The sequence below is a fragment of the Streptomyces actinomycinicus genome (assembly GCF_016741775.1).
Taxonomy (GTDB): Bacteria; Actinomycetota; Actinomycetes; order Streptomycetales; family Streptomycetaceae; genus Streptomyces; species Streptomyces actinomycinicus.
Genome location: NZ_JAERRK010000001.1, coordinates 100,793 through 120,441 on the forward strand (window position 1 = coordinate 100,793; position 19,649 = coordinate 120,441).

The following is a 19,649-nucleotide window of genomic DNA, read 5'->3' on the forward strand; positions in this document are numbered from 1 at the left end:
GGGCGCTCTCGCGCTCCCAGCAGGGGCGGAGATCCTCTGGCATATGCCAAAGTCATGTCCCAGGGACCGGACCTCGGCCTTCCTCCCCGGCACGTCCCTCGATCACAGCACCGCGCCGAGGAACTCCCGGGTGCGCTCGTGCTCCGGCTCGCTGAAGATCTTCTCCGGCGGGCCCGTCTCGATGATCCGCCCCGAGTCGAACATCAGCACCTGGTCGGAGATGTCCCGGGCGAAACCCATCTCGTGGGTCACGCACAGCATCGTGATGTCCGTGCTGCGCACGATGTCCCTGAGCAGATCGAGCACCCCCGCGACCAGCTCGGGGTCGAGGGCGGAGGTGACCTCGTCCAGCAGCAGCACCTGGGGCCGCATGGCCAGCGCCCGGGCGATCGCCACCCGCTGCTGCTGGCCGCCGGAGAGCCGGGTCGGCCGCGCGTCGCACTTGTCGGCCAGGCCCACCAGGTCCAGCAGCTCCCGGGCCCGCGCCTCGGCCTCGTCCTTCGACATGCCGAGCACCCGCACCGGGGCCTCGGTGATATTCCGCAGCACCGACATGTTCGGGAACAGGTTGAACTGCTGGAACACCATCCCGATCTTCTTGCGGATCTCCCGGACCCGCTTCTCCGGCGCCGGGAACAGCTGCTGACCGTCGACGGTGATCGTGCCCTCGTCCGGCTCGGTGAGGGTCATCAGCATGCGGAGGATCGTGGTCTTGCCGGAGCCGGAGGGACCGATCAGGGTGACGTGCCGGCCCGCGTCCACGGACAGGTCCAGGCCGTCGAGGACGGTGTTGTCCCCGAACCGCTTGGTCACGCCCTCCAGGCGTATCAGCTCGGTCGGCAGGGTGCCGGTCGCGGCCGGCTGCTTCGTGGTCTCAACGGACAAGACGTCGCTCCAGGGTGCGCAGGAGAAGGGAGGCCAGGTACGAGACGACGATGAAGGCGATCCCGATCACCGTCAGGGGCTCGGTGAACTGGAAGTGCTGCTGCGAGACGAGCCGCGCCCGGCCCAGCATCTCCAGCACGCCGATCGTCATCAGCATCGGCGTGTCCTTCAGCATCGAGATGACGTAGTTGCCGAGCGGCGGCACCACCCGGCGGACCGCCTGCGGCAGGATCACGGCCGTCCAGGTGCGCCGCACCGGCAGGCTCAGTGCCGTCGCGGCCTCCCACTGGCCCGCGGGCACCGCCTCGATGCCGGCCCGGTAGACCTGCATCGTGTACGTCGAGTAGTGCAGTCCGAGCCCGAGGATCCCGGTGGTCAGAGGGGACAGGGTCAGCCCCGTCTCGGGCAGCACGTAGAACAGGAAGAACAGCTGCACCAGCAGGGGGGTGTCCCGGACGAACTCCGTGAAGACGCCCACCGGCCAGCGCACCCACCGGGTCGGCGTGCGCACCAGCAGGGTCCAGACGAGCCCCAGCGTGAACGCGATCAGCGACCCCAGGGCCAGCGCCTCCAGGGTGACCAGCAGGCCCTGCCAGAAGTACGGCATGAAGTCGGCGACGGCTCCCCAGTCCCAGGTCATCGGGCCACCTCCGCCTTAAGCCGCCGCTCCAGACCGCGCATGCCGCGGGTGAGCAGGAACGCGATCACGAAATAGATCAGCAGCAGGTACGTGTAGATCTCACCGCTCCGCTGGAGGGCGAGGCGGACCAGGTTGCCGCTGAACGCCAGGTCGCCCATGCCCGTGATGGACACCAGCGCGGTGCCCTTGAGCAGCTCGACCAGCAGGTTGGAGAAGGACGGGATCATCTCCGGCACCGCCTGCGGCAGCAGGATCAGCCGGAGGCGCTGCCCGAACGAGAAGCCGAGCGCGATGCCGCCCTCCCGCTGCGCCGGGTCCACCGCCTGCAGGGCGCCGCGCACGATCTCCGAGCCGTACGCGCCGTACGTCAGCCCCAGCGCGAGCGTGCCGGCCCACATCGGCACCAGCTGCCAGCCGAAGGCGACCGGCAGCACGAAGAACACCCAGAAGACCATCACCAGCGCCGACGTGCCGCGGAACACCTCCGTGTAGAAGGCCGCGACGAAGCGGACGAGGCGCGAGCGGTGGGTGCGCGCGGCACCCACGGCGAAGGACACCGCGGTGGCGAGCAGCGCGCTGTACACCAGCAACTGGAGCGTGGTGCCTATGCCTTCGAGGACAAGCTTCCAGAGTCCCGCAGTCATCAGCCGCACAACTCCTTCGCGGTCATCGTCGTCATCTCGGCCTTGGAGAAGCCGAAGCGACGGACGATCCGGAACAGCTCCCCGCTGCGGCGCAGCTCGTGCAGCTCGGCGTTGAAGGCGTCCCGCAGCCGGGTGTCCGTCGGCCGGAACGCGAACGCGCCGCCGTCCGCCTTGGGTTTGCCGTCGACGAGCGCGACGAACGGCTCGGTCGACTCGGCCTTCGCCGAGTCCTGCGCGACGAGCCGGGCCGTGACGGCCGTGGCCGCGAACAGGTCCACCCGCCCCGCCTCGACGGCGTTCAGCCCCGCCACCTGGTCCGGCACGATGACGAGGTCGTCCTCCTTGTAGCCGGCCTCGACCGCGTGCTGGATCTGCGCGTACCCCGTCCCGGTGGCCACCCTGGCGTGCCTGCGCAGCGCGTCCGCATAGGTGCGCAGCCCCAGCGGGTTGCCCTTGCGGACGATGAAGGCGTCGGGCATCCGGTAGTCGGGATCCGCGAAGATCACCTGCTCGCAGCGGTCGGGTGTGACGTACATGCCCGCGGCGACCACGTCGAACTGCTGGGACTTCAGACCGGGGATCAGCGAGCCGAACTCGGTCGGCACCGGCTGCACCCGGTCCACGCCGAGCCGCTTGAAGATCACCTTGGCCAGCTCGGGTGCCTCTCCGGTGAGTTGCCCGTTCTTGTCGATGTAGCCGAAGGGAATCTCGCCCGCGATCCCCAGCCGTACGACACCCAGCGCGCGCAGCCGCTCCAGCGGGTCGCCGCCGCCCTTGCCCGACGCGGTCGCCACCCGCGTGCAGCCCGCGGCACCGAGTGCGCCGAGCGACGCCAGGCCCGCGAGCACCGAGCGCCGGGTGCGTCTGTGTCCCGGCCGGTTTGTGTGTACGTCGTTCCCATGTGGTGGAGCCATGGCGGCGCGGCTACCCAAGCGCATCCGGGCTATGCACCCTGGTTCTCATGGCCGATCGATTCGTCACCGTCTCGCTCGACGAGCGGGACGCGCACTGCACGGCACGACTGCTGGACGACCGCGCGCCCCTGACCTGCGCGGCAGTGTGGGAGGCACTGCCGCTCACGGGCGACGTCTATCACGCCAAGTACGCGCGCAACGAGATCTACGCGCTCTTCCCGCCGTTCGCCTCCACGGAACCCCCACTGGAGAACCCGACCGTCACCCCGATTCCCGGCGACCTCTGCTACTTCTCCTTCACCGGAACCGAACTGGGCACCCGGGCCTACGGCTACGACCGCGAGGTCCGGCCCGGAGCCACGGTGGTCGACCTGGCCCTCTTCTACGAGCGCAACAACCTGCTCCTCAACGGGGACGTCGGCTGGGTGCCCGGCATCGTCTGGGGCCAGGTGACCGACGGCCTCGACCGCATGGCCGAGGCCTGCAACGACCTGTGGCGCACCGGTGCGGCGGGGGAGCGGCTCAGCTTCCGCCGGGCATGAGCCCGTGCGCCTCGCCCGTCCGGGGGACTTTGCGTTGCGTACGGGCCCGGGGGCGGCAGGCTGATCTCAGTCGAGCGCCCACCAAGGAGTCCCGATGGCGAACATCCCGGAAAACCTTCAGTACACGCGGGAGCACGAGTGGCTGATGCCCCAGAGCCCCACCGCCCGCGTCGGCATCACCGATTTCGCACAGCGGCAGCTGGGCGACATCGTCTTCGTGGAGCTGCCCAGGCCCGGTGACCGGTTCGAGGCCGGGGAACCGTTCGGCACCGTGGAGTCGGTGAAATCGGTGACGGAACTCTACCTGCCGGTGGCCGGCACGGTGACCGAGGTCAACACCGCGCTGAACGACTCGCCGGAGGACTGCAACACCGACCCGTACGGCGACGGATGGCTGATCGAGATCCAGCCGTCCGCGCCGGCGGAGCTGAAGAACCTCCTCACCCCCAAGCAGTACCAGGACTACATCGCCGAAGAGTCCGGCTGACCCGGCCGCCCCACGGCCGTCGCCACACCCGCCTCGAACAACGCGTGCGCGGCCCGCAGCACCAGGTCGTCCCGGTGCCGGGCCGCGATGATCTGCATGCCCACCGGCAGCCCCCCGGCGTCCGAACCGACCGGCACGGTCGCCGCGGGCTGCTGCGTGAGGTTGAAGGGGTACGTGAACGGCGTCCACCCCGTCCACCGCCGGAACACCGAACCCCTCGGCACCTCCACCCCCGCCTCGAACGCGGTCACCGGCAGCGTCGGCGTCACCAGCAGGTCGTACCGCTCGTGGAAGCGTCCCATCCGCCGGCCGATGCCCATCCGGACGTCCACCGCGGCCAGGTACTCCAGCGCGCTCGTCCGTGCACCCTGCGCGCAGATCTCCCGCAGCCCCGGATCCAGCAGCTGCCGACGGCGCGGGGAGAAGTTCTGGGTCAGCCGGGCCGCGCCGCTGAACCACAGGGTGTGGAACGCGTCCACCGGGTCGCTGAAGTCGGGGTCGGCCTCCTCGACGTACGCGCCCAGGTCGGCGAGGCGCGCCACCGCCTGCCGTACGGCCGCCGCGACCGCCGGCTGCACCGCCACCTGCCCGCCCAGCGACGGCGAATAGGCCACCCGCAGCCCGTGCACGCCCTCCCGCAGCGCCTCCGTGAAGGAGCCCGGCGCGGCCGGCAGCGCCGACCAGTCGCGCGGGTCGGGCGTGCCGATCACATCCAGCAGCAGGGCCGCGTCCGCCGCGTCCCGGGTCATCGGACCCGTGTGCGACAGCGTGCCGAACGCGCTCGCCGGATACAGCGGCACCCTGCCGTACGTCGGTTTCAGCCCGAAGATCCCGCAGAACGCGGCCGGGATGCGGATGCTGCCACCGCCGTCCGTGCCGAGGGACAGCGGCCCGGCGCCGAGCGCGACGGCCGCGGCGCTCCCGCCGCTGGAACCGCCCGCGGTGCGCGCCGGGTCGTGCGGATTGCGGGTGATCCCGGTCAACGGCGAGTCCGTGACGCCCTTCCAGCCGTACTCGGGCGTGGTCGTCTTGCCCAGGAAGACCGCGCCGTGCTCGCGCAGCCGGGCCACCGGCGGCGCGTCCTCGTCCCAGCTGCCCTGCTCCGACACGGTCGCCGAGCCCCGCAGGGTCGGATGGCCGCGCAGCAGCAGGACGTCCTTGACCGTCACCGGCACCCCGTCCAGCAGCCCGGCCGGCTCACCGCGCCGCCACCGGGCCTCCGACTCGCGGGCCCGCACGAGCGCGTCCTCCTCGGTGAGCCGCACGAACGCGTTCACCTCCGGACCGCTCCGCCGCGCCCGCTCCAGCGCCTGCTCGGTCGCCTCCACCGGGCTGAACTCTCCCTTGCGGTAACCGTCGAGGAGCCGGCCGGCGGTCAGGTCGGTGAGCTGCATGCACCCTCCAGGGGTTCAGTGACCGGGCACGTAACCACGCTTCTTGTCGACCACGTTCGGCAGAGACCTGCCCGCCGCCCACCGCTCGTACAACTCCACGAACTGCACGCCCAGTTCGTCGCGCCAGCCGACCGTGTCACCGCTCATGTGCGGGGACACGATCAGCCCCGGAAGCTCCCACAACGGGCTGTCCGCGGGCAGCGGTTCGGTGCTGAACACGTCCAGGGCCGCGCCCGCGATCCAGCGCCGGGTCAGCGCCCGGGCGAGCGCCTCCTCGTCGACGAGCTGACCGCGGCCGACGTTCACGAAGAACGCCGAGGGCTGCATCACGCCGAACCGGTGCGCGTCGAACATCCGGTACGTCTGCTCGGTCAGCGGAGCCGCCGCGATCACCCAGTCCGCCCGCGAGATCAGCCGGTCCAGGTCGTCCGGGCCGTGCACACCGGTCCGCGACACCCGCCCGACCAGCGCCGTCGTCACCCCCAGCGCCTTCAGCGTGCGCACGACGGCCCGGCCGATCGGCCCCGAGCCGACCACGCACGCGCGCGTGCCCGCCACCCGCCGGCCCTCCCGGTGCCGCCAGGTCCGCTCCCGCTGCAGGTCCAGGGTGCGCGGCAGATCCTTGGCGACCGCCAGCACCAGAGCCGCCACGTACTCGGCGATCGGCTGGTCGAAGATCCCGCGCGCGTTGGTCACCACCGTCTCGGACGCGGCCAGCTCCGGGCACATCAGATGGTCCACGCCCGCGCTCGCCGTGTGCACCCAGCGCGGCCGGGGTCCGTCCCCGGGCCAGGCCTCGCGCACCGCGTGCGAGGTGAAGTCCCACACCAGCAGCGCGTCGGCCGCGGGCAGCCGGTCGGCCAGGTGCGCCGCATCGGTGTGCACCACCCGGGCGCGGCCGGTGAGGCGGCCGAGCCGGGGCGGCGGATCGGCGTCGAGGACCAGAAGGGTAGGCACGGTCGGCGTCATGCGGGGCGGCTCCCGGCGTCTGACATGCGCGGATTGACCACGCTCGCACCCGAACCTACCTTCGTCAACACGGGCGTACTCACGATCCGTTGCCCACTCGTCTCCCAGCGTGAGGCCGGTGTCAGCCATGGACGTCTCCTTTCTCGGCGGTCCCCGTCCCCAGCGGGGTGTGGGTGTGGTGGCCCCCTTCGACTTCGCCCTGGACCGCGAGCTGTGGCGCTGGGTGCCGGACGAGGTGTCGCTGCACCTGACCCGGACCCCGTTCGTGCCGGTCGAGGTGAGCCTGGACCTGGCCCGGCTGGTCAGCGAGCACGAGACCCTCGGCGAGGCCGTCCGCGCGCTGACCGCCGTCGCCCCCGAGGTCGTCGCCTACGCCTGCACCTCCGGCAGCTTCGTCGGCGGGATGGCCGGGGAACGGGCGATGCGCGCGGCGATGACCCGGGCCGGCGAACTGCCCTCCGTGACCACCTCCGGGGCGCTGCTGGAGGCACTGGCCGAGCTGGGGGCGCGGCGGGTCGCCCTGGTCACGCCGTACACGGTGTCCGTCACCCGGGCGCTGGAGGGGTACGTGGCGGAGGCCGGCATCCGGGTCACCGGCTGCGCCTACATGGGACTGACCCGGCACATCTGGCAGGTGCCCTACCGGGACGTCGTCGCGATGGCCCGGCGGGCGGCCCGGCCGGGCACCGCCGACGCCCTCTTCCTCTCCTGCACCAACCTGCCGACCTACGACGTCATCCCGCAACTGGAGGCCGAGCTGCGCATGCCCGTGATCTCGGCCAACCAGGTCACGATGTGGGCGGCGCTGCGCCGACTGGGTACCCGAGCCGTGGGTCCCTACCAGGCGCTGCTGGACGCGGCGGCCCGCGCATGGCCCGTACTGCCCGAAGAACAGCAGGAAGGCTGGACATGACCGCACTCGGATTCCTCTACCCGGGCCACTCCGCCGAGGACGACTATCCACGCATCGAGCAGCTCCTGGGCAGCGACATCCGGGTGGATCTGGTGCACACCGACATCGGCGAGGACGCGCACCGGGCGGACGCGCTGCGCGAGATGGGCTCCGCCGAGCGGCTCGCCGCGGGAGTGGAGGGGCTGCGGCTGTCCGGGGCCGAGACGGTGGTGTGGGCCTGCACCAGCGGCAGCTTCGTGCACGGCTGGGATGGCGCCCAGGAGCAGGTGCGGAACCTGGCCAGGGTGGCCGGGATGCCGGCCTCGTCGACGTCGTTCGCCTTCGTGCACGCGGCCCGCGAGCTGGGGGTGCGACGGGTCGCCGTGGGCGCGACCTACCCGGACGACGTCGCCGCGCTCTTCACGGAGTTCCTGCGGGCCGGCGGCCTTGAGGTGACCGGGATGCGGTCCTCCGGGATCGTCACGGCGGCCGAGGTCGGCACGTGGGGCGAGGAGGACGTGCTGACGCTGGCCCGGGCGGCGGACGCGGACGCCGCCGGCGCGGAGGCCGTGCTGCTGCCGGACACGGCGCTGCACACCGCCGCACACATCTCGCTGCTGGAGAAGGCGCTCTCCAAGCCGGTGCTCACCGCCAACCAGGTCACCGTCTGGGAGGGGCTGCGGCTCGCCGACCGGCGGGTGAACGCGCCACGGCTGGGCATCCTGTTCACGCGGGAACCCTTGGTCCAGGTGTGACACCTGCCTCCTCGTACGGATCCGGTGAGCGGCCGTGGGGCCCCTTGCGCCGGCGCGGGACAATGGACGGTGGCCCACCTGAAGGCGGTGCCCGGCGAACCGTACGAGGAGGAGACAAGACATGGCGGAGCCCACGCCGCGTCGTAACGAACCGCGGCTACGCCCCGCGCCCCTGATCTTCGAGCCCGCGGACGCGGCCTCGGATCCCGAGCACTTCTTCGATCTGGAGTCGATCGAGGACCCGCGGGCGCTGCTGGCCCGGGCGACGGAGCTGGCCCAGGCGTTCCGCGCGGCCGCCGACCGTGCCGTGGAGTTCCAGGCCGTGGCGGCGGCCCAGCTCGCCGACCCTCGCCGGTTCGACCGGCTGACCCCGGCGGACATCGCCGAGCGGGCCGAGTGGACCGAGGACTACGCGAAGAAGATGGTCGAGTTCGGCCAGGACCTGCTGCGGGGGAACGGCGAGGGCCGCACGTCCGCCGATCCCGTGTAGCCCGCGGCGTCCGGGCGCGGGCCGGAGTCCGTTGATCCCGTGTAGCCCGGGCCGACCGCGCGCCGGACGTCCGCCGATGCCTGCAGCCCTCGGCGACCGGGCGCGGGCCCGCTGTACCGGCCGTCCCCCGGACGGCCCCGGGCCGTCCCCGGACAGCTCACTCGGCATATGCCAGGCGGGCAAGATACTCCCGGCCTCCCGCCCGTGTCCCGGTTTTCCGCAACTCAGGAGAACGGTCCGCTCACGGCCGGTACACCTGAATGCATGAGCAGCGCACCGAACGTCACCTGTGTCAGCTCCGACGGCGTCGCCTGGCTCGCCTCGGCAGGAACGTATCCCCGGAGCACCCTGGCGCTGTGGCGGGACCACCCGGACGCCCCGGTCGTCCTGCCCTGCGGCACCGCCTTCGACGTGGTGAACGCCCCGGCGATCTTCGGACGCCGGATGCTGGACCGCCTGTGGGGCGACGGGCCGGGCTCGGGCCCCGTCGCGGTCTTCCGGGGCCGGATGCTGCTGTTCGCCGCCCCCGGCACGGCCCAGCGGCTGCCCTCGCTGCTGGCCTGGGAGGAGTGGGGGTCCCAGCGGGCCGGGGGAGTACCGCCGCTGCTGTGCCACGGCACCGGGGACGCGGTGACCGTCCCGCCCCTGACCTGCGCGGACACCTCCGGTGCCGCGCGCTGGCTGGTCGCGCCCGACACCCGGCACCCCTGGCTGCCCGGCCCCGAGGTCATGCTGTGGGCGGCCGTCCGGGCCGCGCGGGCCGCCGTACGGATATCGATTTTTCCTCCCGCCGACCAGGATGCTAAGGTCTACGACGTCAGCAGGCGCCGCTAGCTCAGTTGGTTAGAGCAGCTGACTCTTAATCAGCGGGTCCGGGGTTCGAGTCCCTGGCGGCGCACGATGGCGATGGCGAGTCATGACCGTGGAAAGCATGGTCCGGCTCGCCATCGTTGTTTTTGCGCGGTTCCGCCGCGCGGGGTGGGGGCTCCGCCACCCACACCCTTGGGGGCCGGGTCGTGGCCGTCAGCCGGGAGGGGGCGACCTTCGTGGCCGTCGGGCGGGAGCGGAAGACTGCGGTGGCCGTCGGGCGGGAGTGGATGAACGCGGTGGCCGTCGGGCGGGAGCGGGCGGGCCGGTGAACGTCCGTCGAGCGGTCAGTGCGGGGTGATCTGCACCGTCCAGGCTCCCGAGGCCGTCCGGTTCTCCACCTCCACCTTCACGTCGTCCCCCGGCACGGTGAAGCTCTCGCCGAGGCCGACCGGGGCGTCGGCCAGGGGCGGGTAGACCGAGTTCTCCCAGCAGGCGTCCGTGCGCGGGTGGGCGTCGACGACCTGGACGGGGCCGCCGCCGGACTGGGCGCCGCCCTGCACCCGGTAGACCAGGATTCCCTGCCGGCAGGACGCGCGGTCGTTGCCGGCCGCGCCGCGCGCCTCGAAGGCGAGGACTTCGTCCGGACCGGTGCGTACGACGGCCAGCTTGGCACCGTGCCCGAGGCCGAACGCGGGGGCGCCGGCCGCGCCCTGCACCGGGACGTTCGGGCCGGCGGCCAGCGGCTCCAGGGTGAGGCGGGTCGGCGAGGTGCCCCGCACGCAGACCACCTGGCGCGGGTCCAGCCAGCCGAGCTTCCACTTGTGCCAGGCGAACAGGTCCGGCGAAAGGCCGAACTGGCTGCCCATCAGGTCCCAGTCGCCGACGTACGTGTCCCAGTCGCCCTTGCCGTCCACCGGGCGGTGGTACAGGTCGGGCAGGTCGAAGACATGGCCGGTCTCATGGGCGAGGACCAGCCGGTCCGGCGGATGGTGCTCGAACACGGTGACGACCCGGCGGACGTCCGTGCCGTCCAGGCGCAGGGGCGTGTCGAGGTTCACGACCTTGGTCGCGTCGGAGTCGACGCCGGGCGCGTCCGGGTCGGCGACGAAGTACACGACCGGGTAGCGCGAGAAGTCGACCTCCGGGTCGGCCGCGGCGAACGCGTCGCGCAGGTAGGCGGCCCGGTCCTCCTCGCTCCAGTCCCGCTTCATGGCGTACGCCGTCGACGGGTGCGGCATCCGCAGCCAGCGCTTCAGCGGGTGCGGGCGCAAGGTGAACCTGCCGTAGGAGGCCTGTTCGTAGAAGCGGCTGGTGGCCGGGAAGTGGTCCGCGGCCAGCTCGGCAGGGGTGGTGCGTGGGGTGGCGTCCGGGAAGGAGAGGAAGATCATCACCGCGTCGAGCGTGCGGGCCGGCCGGGTGTAGGCGGCGTTCCAGGTGTCCACGCCCTCCGAATGGTGGACCTCGCTGCGGCGCAGCGCGCAGGGGGCCGGCGAGAAGGGCTCGGCGACGGACGGCCCGGTGAAGATCGAGGTTGCGGCCAGCGCCGACATCGTGGTGCACAAGGCGGCGGTGCTGCGCAGCTTGGCCACGGACATGACCTCCGGATGCGGTTCACGGGACCCGCACCCAGATTGCTGGTCTCAGTCATGTTTTGCCCTGTTTGCCTGCACCAGAAGGGTGAGAGTGCCGTCACCCGGTACGGGCGGGCCGCGGCGTCCGACACCCCGAAACACTCACGGAACGTCACAACTGGTCGGTGGCTTGAAGAACCCGTCCAGGTGCGGGCAGAAACGATCTGTCAGATGCTGTGCTCCGTCCGGGAGACTGGAGAGTGGCTGGAAGGGCCCGGGGCCAGCCTCTATGATCGGCACACTTTCCGGCACGGACAGAGATCGAGTGCACTGCGGGAGCAAGCGGTGAGCGGAACGTCCGAAGGGCCGACGCCCGCGGCAGACCTCGACCGGTCAGCCGTTACAGACAGTGATTACACCACCTACCACCGTGTCTTCACGACCGCCCCGCTCGCCATGGCCGTCGTGAACCCCGAGGGGCTCGTCGTCAGCGCCAACGCCGCCCTCGGCGAACTGCTCGGCAGCGATCCGGAGACCCTCACCGGACGGGTCGGCGCCGACCTCGTGGACCTCGCCTCGGACACCCGCAGCTGGCACGCCTACCGCGAGGTGCTGCGCGGCCGGCAGGCCCGCCTGCGCTGCACCCGCCGGCTCAAACACCCCGAGGGGCACTCGGTGTGGGTGCAGGTCACCGTCGCGCCGCTGGCCGGTGGCCGGCCGGGCGTACTGCTGTCGGTCACCGACGTCAGCGCCCGCCGCGAACTCCAGGCGCGGCTGCGGCACTTGCAGATGCACGACCCGGTGACCCGGCTGCCCAACCGCACCCTGTTCTTCGAACGCCTGACGGCCGCGCTGGAGGCCGAGTCGTACGAGCAGAGCGGCACCGGCCGGATCGGCCTGTGCTACCTCGACGTCGACGGCTTCAAGGCCGTCAACGACACCCTCGGCCACCGCTTCGGCGACCGGCTCCTCGCGGCCGTCGCCGAACGCCTGACCCGGGTCGCCGACGAGGCCGGGTACGCCCGCACCGCGACTCCCCTCGTGGCCAGGCTCGGTGGTGACGAGTTCGCCCTGCTGGTGGAGGACTCCACCGGCACCGAACAGCTCGCCGATCTCGCCGAGTCGGCGCTGAAGGCGCTGGAGGAACCCTTCGATCTGGCCGGACACCGGCTGTCGTTGACGGCGTCCATCGGGGTCGTCGAACGGCAGGCGGCGGGGACCACCGCGACCGGACTGATGCAGGCCGCGGACACCACCCTGTACTGGGCGAAAGCCGACGGCAAGGGCCGCTGGACCCTGTTCGACCCCGAGCGCAACGCCCACCGCGTGACCCGCCAGGCCCTGTCCTCCACCCTCCGCCCCGCCATCGAGCGGGGCGAATTCGCCCTCGAGTACCAGCCGTTGGTCGGAATGGAGGACGGACGGCTCAGCGGGGTCGAGGCGTTGATCCGCTGGAATCATCCTCAGTTCGGCACACTGGCGCCGAATCGGTTCATCGGACTGGCCGAGGAGGACGGTTCGATCGTGCAGCTCGGCCGCTGGGCGCTGGCCACCGCCTGCCGGCAGGCCCGCCGCTGGCAGCTGGACCACCCCGGTGAGCCGCCCATCTTCGTCAGCGTGAACGTGGCCGTGCGCCAGGTCTGGGACTCCGACCTGGTGGCGGACGTCGCCGAGACCCTGTCCGAGACCGGACTCGCCCCGCACCTGCTCCAGTTGGAGCTGACCGAGTCCGCCGTCATGGGCTCTGCGGGCCGGCCGCTCCAGGCCCTCCAGGCGCTCAGCGACATGGGCGTACGCATCGCCATCGACGACTTCGGCACCGGCTACTCGAACCTCGCCTACCTGAGCCGGCTGCCGGTGTCGGTCCTGAAGCTCGACGGCTCCTTCGTGCGCGGCTTCCAGTACGAGGGCGACAAGAAGGCGATCGCCCCCAACCCGGCCGACGAGGTCATCGTGGAGGCGATGATCCAGCTGGCCCACCGGCTCGGCCTCACGGTCACCGCCGAGTGCGTGGAGACCTCGGCCCAGGCCACCCGGCTGCGCCGGATCGGCTGCGACACCGGGCAGGGCTGGCTGTACTCCCGCCCGGTGTCGCCGGACCGTATCTCCGAACTGCTGGGGGCGCAGACCTACGCGGTCGGCAACCCGTAGGCGTCCGCGATCAGTTCGTAGGAGCGCAGCCGCAGTTCACCGCGGTGGGCGTGGGAGACGAGCATCAGCTCGTCGGCGCCGGTGCGCTTCTGCAGGTCGTCCAGGCCCGCGCGGACCTCGTCGGCCGTGCCGTGCACGATGTTGCTCGTCCAGGAGACGACGAACTCCTCCTCCAGCGGGCTGAACTCGTGCCGCTCCGCCTCGGCCGGGTCGGGGAACAGGCCGGGGCGGCCGGTACGCAGCCGGAGCATGTTCAGCGCCATCGCCCGGGTCTGCCTGCGGGCCTCCCGCTCGTCGTCCGTGGCGAGGGCGGAGACGCCGATGAGGGCGTACGGCTCGTCGAGCACCGCGGAGGGGCGGAAGGTCTTCCGGTACAGGTCCAGGGCCGGGACGGTGTTCTGCGCCGAGAAGTGGTGCGCGAAGGCGAACGGCAGGCCGAGCGTGCCGGCCAGGCGGGCGCTGAAGCCGGAGGAGCCGAGCAGCCAGACCGGCGGCCGGTGCGGGGACTGAACACCGCCCGGCGCGGAGCCCTGCACGGGGCCCGGGATCGCGTGGATCCTCCGGTAGGGGTGCCCGTCGGGGAAGTCGTCGTCCAGGAACCGCAGGAGTTCCGCGAGCTGCTGCGGGAAGTCGTCGGCGCCCTCGTCGAGGGTCTCGGTGCGGCGCAGGGCCGCGGCCGTGGCGCCGTCCGTGCCCGGCGCCCGGCCGAGGCCCAGGTCGACCCGGCCCGGCGCCATCGCCTCCAGCGTGCCGAACTGCTCGGCGATCACCAGCGGGGCGTGGTTGGGCAGCATCACGCCGCCCGAGCCGAGCCGGATGCGGTCGGTGTGGGCGGCGAGGTGGGCGAGGATCACGGCGGGCGATGAGGAGGCCACGCCGGGCATGGAGTGGTGCTCGGCGACCCAGTACCGGTGGAAGCCGCGGGACTCGGTGAACCGGGCCAGCGCGACGCTGGTGCGCAGGGCGTCGGTGGCGGTGCTGCCCGCGCCGACGGTCACCAGGTCCAGTACGGAGAGGGGGACGGGGGCGGTCCCGTGCGTCGTGCCCCGGATCTCGTCTGCGTCGGCTGCGGACACGGTGTGGGCCTCCAGGTTCCGGATGAACAGTCCTGCCACGCGTTAACTGGAGGCTGTCCCCGCTTATTCCCGGACCACACGGCCCCGGGGCGGACGGCGGGGTCATGGGTGCAAGGGCACTCGGTGTTCCGTGAGGTGGGCCAGGACCGCGTGGTTCGCCTCCCAGCCGTCCGGGGCTGCGGCCGTCGGCCGCCTCCGGCGGCGTGCCGGACTCCGTCCGGCGGATCGGGGGTGTGCTGGTGTTCTGCGGGGTGGGGGAGTGGGGGTCATGGGTGGAAGGGCACTCGGTGTTCCGTGAGGTGGGCCAGGACCGCGTGGTTCGCCTCCCAGCCGTCCGGGAACTTCGTCAGGGTGCCCAGCTGGACCGGTTCCGTGGACGGGTAGTCGTCCAGGAGGCCGGTCACGCCCGCGCGGCAGACCACGATGCAGGCGTGGCGGTGGCGGGAGGCCAGCACGCACAGGCGGCCGGTCTCCAGGTGGAACGCGGTGGCGTCGGGACGGCCGGAGAGCGGGTGCAGGACGACCGTGACGTCGTACTCGCGGCCCTGCAGCCGGTTCGCGGTGTCTACCGTCACGTCCGGCACACCCAGTTCGGTCAGGGCCGCGCGGATCGCCGCCGCCTGGTCGCGGTGGGCCGTGCCGACGGCGATGCGGTCGGCGGTCAGCGGCGCCGGGTCCGGTGAGCGTTCGGACGTCGCCGCGCCGCCCCTGTCCAGCAGACGGCGGACGACCGTCGCCACCGCCCGCACCGCCTCCGGGTCCGTGCGCGGGGTGTGCCGGGCGGGCAGCTCCAGCAGGCCCCAGCCGGAGTCCGCGGCCTCGTCGATCACCCGGTCGGGGCCGGAGCCGTCGGAGGGGACGGCGAAGCTCAGGCGGCGGTCGCCGTGGTCCGTGCCGCTGCGGAACGGGGTGTACGGGTAGAAGGCGTCCGAGACCAGCGGCGCCGCGGAGGCCGGCAGGCGCCAGGAGACCGGGAGGCGGTGCTGGGGGAGGTCCGGATTGTGGGCCAGGAGGGTGCTGACCGCGGACGCCGAGGGGTCGTACGACAGGCCTGCCCACTGCTCGCTGCCGACGATCGCGAATGGGTCCAGCTGCCCCGGGTCGCCCACGAACAGCGCCCGCTCGAACAGGCCGGCCACGGCCAGCAGGGAGTCCGAGCGCATCTGGTACGCCTCGTCCACGATCGCGTGCCGCCAGGGCTCGTCCACCTTCACGTGCGCCCACTTCGCGGCGGTGGACAGCACGACCGGCAGCCCGCCCAGGTCGGCCGCCTTCGCCGACGTGCGCACCTGCGGCAGGTCGTCCAGCGCCTTGTCGTAGGGGTCGGTGTCGCTGCTGTGCAGCCGGCCGACCGGCAGGTCCGGATCCTTCTCGGCCAGCCGCAGGACCAGGTCGTCGACCTGGGCGTTCGTCTGGGCCACCACCATCAGCGAGCGGCCCGCCCCGGCGAGTTCCAGGGCCGCGCGGACCACCAGCGTGGACTTGCCGGCACCGGGCGGGGAGTCCACGACGACGCCCCGCTCGCTGCCGTGCAGCGTGTCGTGCAGGATCGCGTCGGTGGCCCGGTCGGCCGCGGCCCCGGGCTCGAAGTCGACGGTCGTCACAGCACGTCCTCCTCGGTCACGGTGTCGGGGGCCTCGGCCGCGGGCTCGCCCGGCGGCCCGCCGTGCGTCCACGGCGTCTCCTCCGGGTCGGGCAGCTTCGCGCCGCCCCGCTGCTCGTGCTCGAAGAGCGTGAAGCAGATCCGGTCGCCCTTCTCCGGCACCGAGCCGGGCTCCGGCTCCTTGCCGCGGCCCATCTTGTCCAGGATCCGCAGCACCAGCACGTCGTCACCCTCATACCCGACGATCTCCGCCGACTGCGGCCTGCCGCCCAGCGAGCGGTACACCCTCGCCCGCTCCGCCGCCTGCGGCCGGTCGTCGGTGCGGACCGTCACCAGCGGGCGCGGGCTCGGCCGCCTGCCCTCGCTGTACGCCATCACGGCATCGGTCACCTCGCCCGCGAACGCCTCCCCGGCCAGCCGCCGCCCGGCCATCACCAGCGGATCGTCCAGTGCCTCCTGCGCCTCCAGCCGGGCCTGCTCCCGCTCGCGCGTGGCCAGCTTGTTCGCCGCCGTCACCGCGTCGTCCCGGCGGGGCTGCGGGGGCTCGCCGGCCAGCACCCGGTCGCGGTGCCCGGTGAACGACCACCGGTCCCGGGTCCAGCGCTCCTCGACGTGCGCCCCCTCGGGCAGCGTCCGCAGCAGGTCCAGGCCCCGCCACACCGCGTCCCAAGTGGGCCGGACACGGCTCTCGACCAGCTCGCGGACCGCCAGTTCGGCCCTGGTGAGCGCGGCGAGCCGGTCGTCGGCCTCCAGCGGGTCCTCGGCGGCGGCCAGCGCGGTGCGCGCCCGGTCGTAGCGCTCGATCGCCGGGGCCAGCAGCTTGTTGTCGAACGCCGGGTCGGTCGCGGGACCGGCCGGCGGGCACAGCAACTGCCCGTCCGCGTCCCGCTCCAGCTCGGCCCGGCGCGCGGCCTCGGCACCGGTGAGGCCCTCCGGCGGGTCGATCCAGGCCAGCAGCGCGCCCAGGTGCTGGTCCTCCAGCCCGGACTGGCCCGTCGCCCAGTGCCGGGACAGCACGTCGGTCAGGGCCAGCAGCAGCGAGGAGCCGGGCACCCGGGCCCGCTCGCCGTAGTGGGTCAGCCAGCGGCCGAGGAGGGGCACCCGGGGCGGCGCCGGGTAGGGCGCGTCCGGATCCTGCTCGGCGGTGCGCCGGAACCGCATCGAGCGGCCCAGCAGCCGTACCAGGTCCAGGCCCGCGCGGCTGGGCACGATCAGCTGGGGCGCGTCCGCGCACAGCTCGGCCTCGACCTTGACCCGCTTGCCGGTCTCCGGGTCCGTCTCGGTGCGCTCGGCCGCCTCCACCGACCCGGCGTGGGTGTCGATGCAGGGCAGGACCACGTCGGCCAGGTCGGCGAGGAACGTGAAGCGCAGGTCGCGGTCGCGGGGCTGCGGTACGACCAGCAGCCGGGGCCGGTCGCGGTCGGTGCCGACCAGCGCGCCGAGCGGGGCGCCGGTCTCGCCGGCCGTGACGAGCGGCACGAACACCAGCGGCCGGTCGGACAGATGCCGGTGCCGGACGGTCGCCGTGGGCTGGGCCCGGCCGCTGCCGACGGCCTCCAGCCGGGCGAGGGTGGTGATCAGGGACACGGGGCCACCTCCGCGGCTGCCGCCAGTGCCTCGGCGCGCAGGGCCGCCGCCCGGCGCAGGGCGGCCACCGCCGGGTCGTCCGGGTCGTCCGGGTCGCCGGCCTCGCCGCGGGCCGCCGCGAGGACCTCCTCGACCGTGGCCAGTCCGCCGAGTTCGGCCCGCAGCGGCCGGCCGAGGCGGGTGACGGCGCCGGCCGCACCGGCGCGTTCCCGGCAGTGGAAGGCCAGTTCGCAGGCGGACAGGCACTCGGGCGCGTACGTCGCCGGTACCGCCTCCACCGCCGCCGTCAGCTCCTCGGCGGGCCGGTCGGGTGCGAAACAGACACCCTCCGGCAGGGCGCCGGCGATCTCCTCGATGCGGGTGAGCCGGGCCAGCTGGCGTGCGGTGACCGCGCGTTGCTTGCGGATGTCCACGGCGGAGCCCGTGGCCAGGTTGGAGAAGTCCTTGGGGCACACCAGCAGGACGCGGTGGTGCACGCGCGGGGCGGGTTCGAGCCGCGCGGCCACGTTCTCCAGGGCCAGCACGTACACCGCGGCCTGCCGGGCCGCCGCGCCCACCTTCGCCGGGTCCGCGGCGCCGTCCACCATGGGGAAGGACTTGATCTCCACCACCGACCAGCTGCCGTCCGGGTGCACCACCACCGCGTCCGGCTCCAGGAAGGCGAGCGACCCGGCCACGTCCAGGGCGAGCATCGGATGGTCCAGCAGCGTCCAGCCGCCGGCCTGGACGGCCTCGCGCAGCGCCAGCGCCGTACGGGCCGTACGACCCTCCGGGCCGTGCGCGGTCAGGTCCGGCACGGCCGCCGCGGCGGGCGGTTCGGCACCCGGGTCGAGCCGGGCGTGCACCAGCCGCAGCAGCTCGGCACCGCCGTCCGCCTTCACGCGCGCCTCGAAGGCGTTGCCCCGGGTCAGCGCGAACTGGGACTGCCCGAAGCCGGACGGTGCGCCCAGCGCGGTCGCCAGCCGGGCCTTGTCCACCCCGGCGCCGTCCAGGATCGCCCGCCGGGCGCACCCGGGGTTGGCGGCGAGCGCCGCGAGGGCGCGCGCGTCCAGGGACTTGGCGGGTACGTCGGGGCCGCGCAGCTCAGCGAGCCGGTGCCGGAGCCCCTTCTCCCGCGTCGGAGGGGGAGGCGTCCGGTCCGGCCGCGGTGTCGAGCTGCGACTCGCGCTGCCGTGGAATTCGCTCACCCGCGGAAGTCTGGCATCCGGCACTGACAATCGGGGAACGCGTGCCGGCCGGGACCGGTGCCGTGGGCCGGAGTACCCGGGCCCGGACCAGGTCCACGACCCGCATCACCCGCGGCGCCAGCAAGTAGCCGACGCCCATCACGGCGACGCCCGCGACCGCGTCCAGGAAGTAGTGGTTGGCGGTGCCCATGACCACGAGCGCGGTCACCAGCGGGTAGACGACGGCGAACACCTTCGCCAGGCGCGTGCCGCCGTACCGCCACAGCATCACACCGCACCACAGCGCCCAGCCCACGTGCAGGCTCGGCATCGCCGCGTACTGGTTGGTCATGCCGCCCATGCCGCGCGGGGCACTGGCCTCGCCGCCCCACCAGCCGTAGTCGCTGTACTGCGCCATGCCGTCCACGAAGCCGTGGCCGGCGGAGAGCAGGCGGGGCGGGCAGGTCGGCAGCAGGGTGAAGCCGATCAGGCCCAGGAACGTGGACGTCATCAGCCAGGTGCGGGCCGCCCGGTAGTGCCGGGCACGCGCACGGAACAGCCAGACCAGCAGCACGGGTGTGACCAGGTAGTGCAGCGAGGCGTACCAGAAGTCGGCCGGCACGCCGATCCACGCCTCGCGCGTGAACAGCCGGTTCAGCGGGTGCTCGGCGTCGAGGTGCAGGGCCTTCTCGATGCGCAGGATCGCCAGACCGTGGTCGACGGCGCTGCCGACGTCACCGCGCGCGAGGAGCCGGCCGGCCGAGTAACAGCCGTAGACCAGCAGGATCAGCGGCAGCTCGGTCCACCAGCGCAGCCGGGATCGCGGGGTCACCTCGGTGCCCGGTGTCTCGGTCTGCGGCAATCCGATCGCCCTCCCCCTTCTGCTGTGCGGCGCGCCCCGGCGGGCGACCGTGCCACTTTACGGTGTCCCCGTGCCGCCCATGACGGGCCCTGCCGGATCCCGCGCATCGGCGTTCAGCTCCGGAAGACGCCGGGAACGCCCGTCGGGTTGCCCGGGGCCGGGGTGCGCGATGATGGAGGGACCCGCATCCGCTCGTCGTCCCCCGTTGTCC

At 73.0% G+C, this 19,649-nt stretch carries 20 protein-coding genes and 1 tRNA gene; 9 read left to right on the plus strand and 12 right to left on the minus strand.

Going from position 1 to position 19,649, the window contains the following annotated elements; genetic code table 11:
- Nucleotides 1–102: 102 nt before the first annotated feature.
- Genes ehuA through ehuB form a run of 4 tightly spaced genes read right to left on the minus strand, consistent with a single transcriptional unit; the run spans nt 103 to nt 3,083 of the window.
- Nucleotides 103–885, minus strand: coding sequence for an ectoine/hydroxyectoine ABC transporter ATP-binding protein EhuA (gene ehuA, locus JK359_RS00505; RefSeq protein WP_201830435.1), 783 nt, complete (start codon nt 883–885; stop codon nt 103–105).
- Nucleotides 875–1,525 carry an ectoine/hydroxyectoine ABC transporter permease subunit EhuD gene (gene ehuD / locus JK359_RS00510; protein WP_201830437.1) on the minus strand — a complete coding sequence of 217 codons (651 nt, stop codon included), beginning with the start codon at nt 1,523–1,525 and terminating at the stop codon, nt 875–877. Before ehuD ends, ehuA begins: the two co-directional genes overlap by 11 nt.
- Nucleotides 1,522–2,169 carry an ectoine/hydroxyectoine ABC transporter permease subunit EhuC gene (ehuC, locus tag JK359_RS00515; RefSeq protein WP_201830438.1) on the minus strand — a complete coding sequence of 216 codons (648 nt, stop codon included), beginning with the start codon at nt 2,167–2,169 and terminating at the stop codon, nt 1,522–1,524. Before ehuC ends, ehuD begins: the two co-directional genes overlap by 4 nt.
- A complete protein-coding gene (gene ehuB / locus JK359_RS00520) occupies nt 2,169–3,083 on the minus strand; it encodes an ectoine/hydroxyectoine ABC transporter substrate-binding protein EhuB (RefSeq protein WP_201830439.1) in 915 nt (304 codons plus the stop codon). Before ehuB ends, ehuC begins: the two co-directional genes overlap by 1 nt.
- Nucleotides 3,084–3,130: 47 nt before the next feature.
- On the opposite strand from ehuB, the gene JK359_RS00525 reads away from it, so the two are divergent.
- On the plus strand, nt 3,131–3,625 hold the full coding sequence (locus JK359_RS00525) for a DUF3830 family protein (protein ID WP_201830440.1): 495 nt from the start codon (nt 3,131–3,133) through the stop codon (nt 3,623–3,625).
- 94 nt (nt 3,626–3,719) lie between these two features.
- Nucleotides 3,720–4,112, plus strand: coding sequence for a glycine cleavage system protein GcvH (gene gcvH / locus JK359_RS00530; protein ID WP_201830441.1), 393 nt, complete (start codon nt 3,720–3,722; stop codon nt 4,110–4,112).
- Here the strand turns inward: gcvH and JK359_RS00535 are convergent.
- Both JK359_RS00535 and JK359_RS00540 read right to left on the minus strand, forming a co-directional pair.
- A complete protein-coding gene (locus JK359_RS00535) occupies nt 4,088–5,506 on the minus strand; it encodes an amidase (RefSeq protein ID WP_201830442.1) in 1,419 nt (472 codons plus the stop codon). The two genes, gcvH and JK359_RS00535, sit on opposite strands and share 25 nt — an antisense overlap.
- Before the next feature lie 15 nt (nt 5,507–5,521).
- On the minus strand, nt 5,522–6,475 hold the full coding sequence (locus JK359_RS00540; protein WP_201830444.1) for a D-2-hydroxyacid dehydrogenase: 954 nt from the start codon (nt 6,473–6,475) through the stop codon (nt 5,522–5,524).
- Between the two features lie 127 nt (nt 6,476–6,602).
- Between JK359_RS00540 and JK359_RS00545 the strand changes: the two genes are divergently transcribed.
- From JK359_RS00545 to JK359_RS39750, 6 genes are all read left to right on the plus strand, one after another.
- Nucleotides 6,603–7,388 carry a maleate cis-trans isomerase family protein gene (locus JK359_RS00545; protein ID WP_201830449.1) on the plus strand — a complete coding sequence of 262 codons (786 nt, stop codon included), beginning with the start codon at nt 6,603–6,605 and terminating at the stop codon, nt 7,386–7,388.
- Nucleotides 7,385–8,122, plus strand: coding sequence for a maleate cis-trans isomerase family protein (locus tag JK359_RS00550; protein ID WP_201830453.1), 738 nt, complete (start codon nt 7,385–7,387; stop codon nt 8,120–8,122). The genes JK359_RS00545 and JK359_RS00550 overlap by 4 nt, the downstream gene beginning before the upstream one ends.
- A gap of 121 nt (nt 8,123–8,243) precedes the next feature.
- Nucleotides 8,244–8,612 carry a DUF8844 domain-containing protein gene (locus JK359_RS00555; protein ID WP_201830455.1) on the plus strand — a complete coding sequence of 123 codons (369 nt, stop codon included), beginning with the start codon at nt 8,244–8,246 and terminating at the stop codon, nt 8,610–8,612.
- Between the two features lie 264 nt (nt 8,613–8,876).
- Nucleotides 8,877–9,446: a bifunctional DNA primase/polymerase gene (locus tag JK359_RS00560; RefSeq protein ID WP_201830462.1), complete on the plus strand. Its 570-nt coding sequence runs from the start codon at nt 8,877–8,879 to the stop codon at nt 9,444–9,446.
- Nucleotides 9,437–9,510: transfer RNA gene (locus JK359_RS00565), tRNA-Lys, on the plus strand. Before JK359_RS00560 ends, JK359_RS00565 begins: the two co-directional genes overlap by 10 nt.
- 118 nt (nt 9,511–9,628) lie before the next feature.
- On the plus strand, nt 9,629–9,751 hold the full coding sequence (locus JK359_RS39750) for a hypothetical protein (protein WP_269138949.1): 123 nt from the start codon (nt 9,629–9,631) through the stop codon (nt 9,749–9,751).
- A gap of 15 nt (nt 9,752–9,766) precedes the next feature.
- Here JK359_RS39750 and JK359_RS00570 read toward each other — a convergent pair whose 3' ends face one another.
- Nucleotides 9,767–11,017, minus strand: a complete 1,251-nt coding sequence (locus tag JK359_RS00570) for a M6 family metalloprotease domain-containing protein (RefSeq protein WP_201830463.1) — start codon at nt 11,015–11,017, stop codon at nt 9,767–9,769.
- Nucleotides 11,018–11,338: 321 nt separating this feature from the next.
- Here JK359_RS00570 and JK359_RS00575 point away from each other — a divergent pair, with 321 nt between their 5' ends.
- Nucleotides 11,339–13,144, plus strand: a complete 1,806-nt coding sequence (locus JK359_RS00575; RefSeq protein WP_201830464.1) for a putative bifunctional diguanylate cyclase/phosphodiesterase — start codon at nt 11,339–11,341, stop codon at nt 13,142–13,144.
- On the opposite strand, the gene JK359_RS00580 is transcribed toward JK359_RS00575, so the two are convergent.
- From JK359_RS00580 to JK359_RS00600, 5 genes are all read right to left on the minus strand, one after another.
- Nucleotides 13,123–14,220: an LLM class flavin-dependent oxidoreductase gene (locus JK359_RS00580; RefSeq protein ID WP_201831627.1), complete on the minus strand. Its 1,098-nt coding sequence runs from the start codon at nt 14,218–14,220 to the stop codon at nt 13,123–13,125. The genes JK359_RS00575 and JK359_RS00580 overlap by 22 nt on opposite strands.
- Nucleotides 14,221–14,486: 266 nt before the next feature.
- Nucleotides 14,487–15,824 carry an AAA domain-containing protein gene (locus JK359_RS00585; protein WP_201830465.1) on the minus strand — a complete coding sequence of 446 codons (1,338 nt, stop codon included), beginning with the start codon at nt 15,822–15,824 and terminating at the stop codon, nt 14,487–14,489.
- Nucleotides 15,821–17,410, minus strand: a complete 1,590-nt coding sequence (locus JK359_RS00590; protein ID WP_201830466.1) for a hypothetical protein — start codon at nt 17,408–17,410, stop codon at nt 15,821–15,823. Before JK359_RS00590 ends, JK359_RS00585 begins: the two co-directional genes overlap by 4 nt.
- Nucleotides 17,401–18,597, minus strand: a complete 1,197-nt coding sequence (locus tag JK359_RS00595) for a hypothetical protein (protein ID WP_372445328.1) — start codon at nt 18,595–18,597, stop codon at nt 17,401–17,403. Before JK359_RS00595 ends, JK359_RS00590 begins: the two co-directional genes overlap by 10 nt.
- Nucleotides 18,494–19,438: a phosphatase PAP2 family protein gene (locus tag JK359_RS00600; RefSeq protein ID WP_201830467.1), complete on the minus strand. Its 945-nt coding sequence runs from the start codon at nt 19,436–19,438 to the stop codon at nt 18,494–18,496. The genes JK359_RS00595 and JK359_RS00600 overlap by 104 nt, the downstream gene beginning before the upstream one ends.
- Nucleotides 19,439–19,649: the final 211 nt, after the last annotated feature.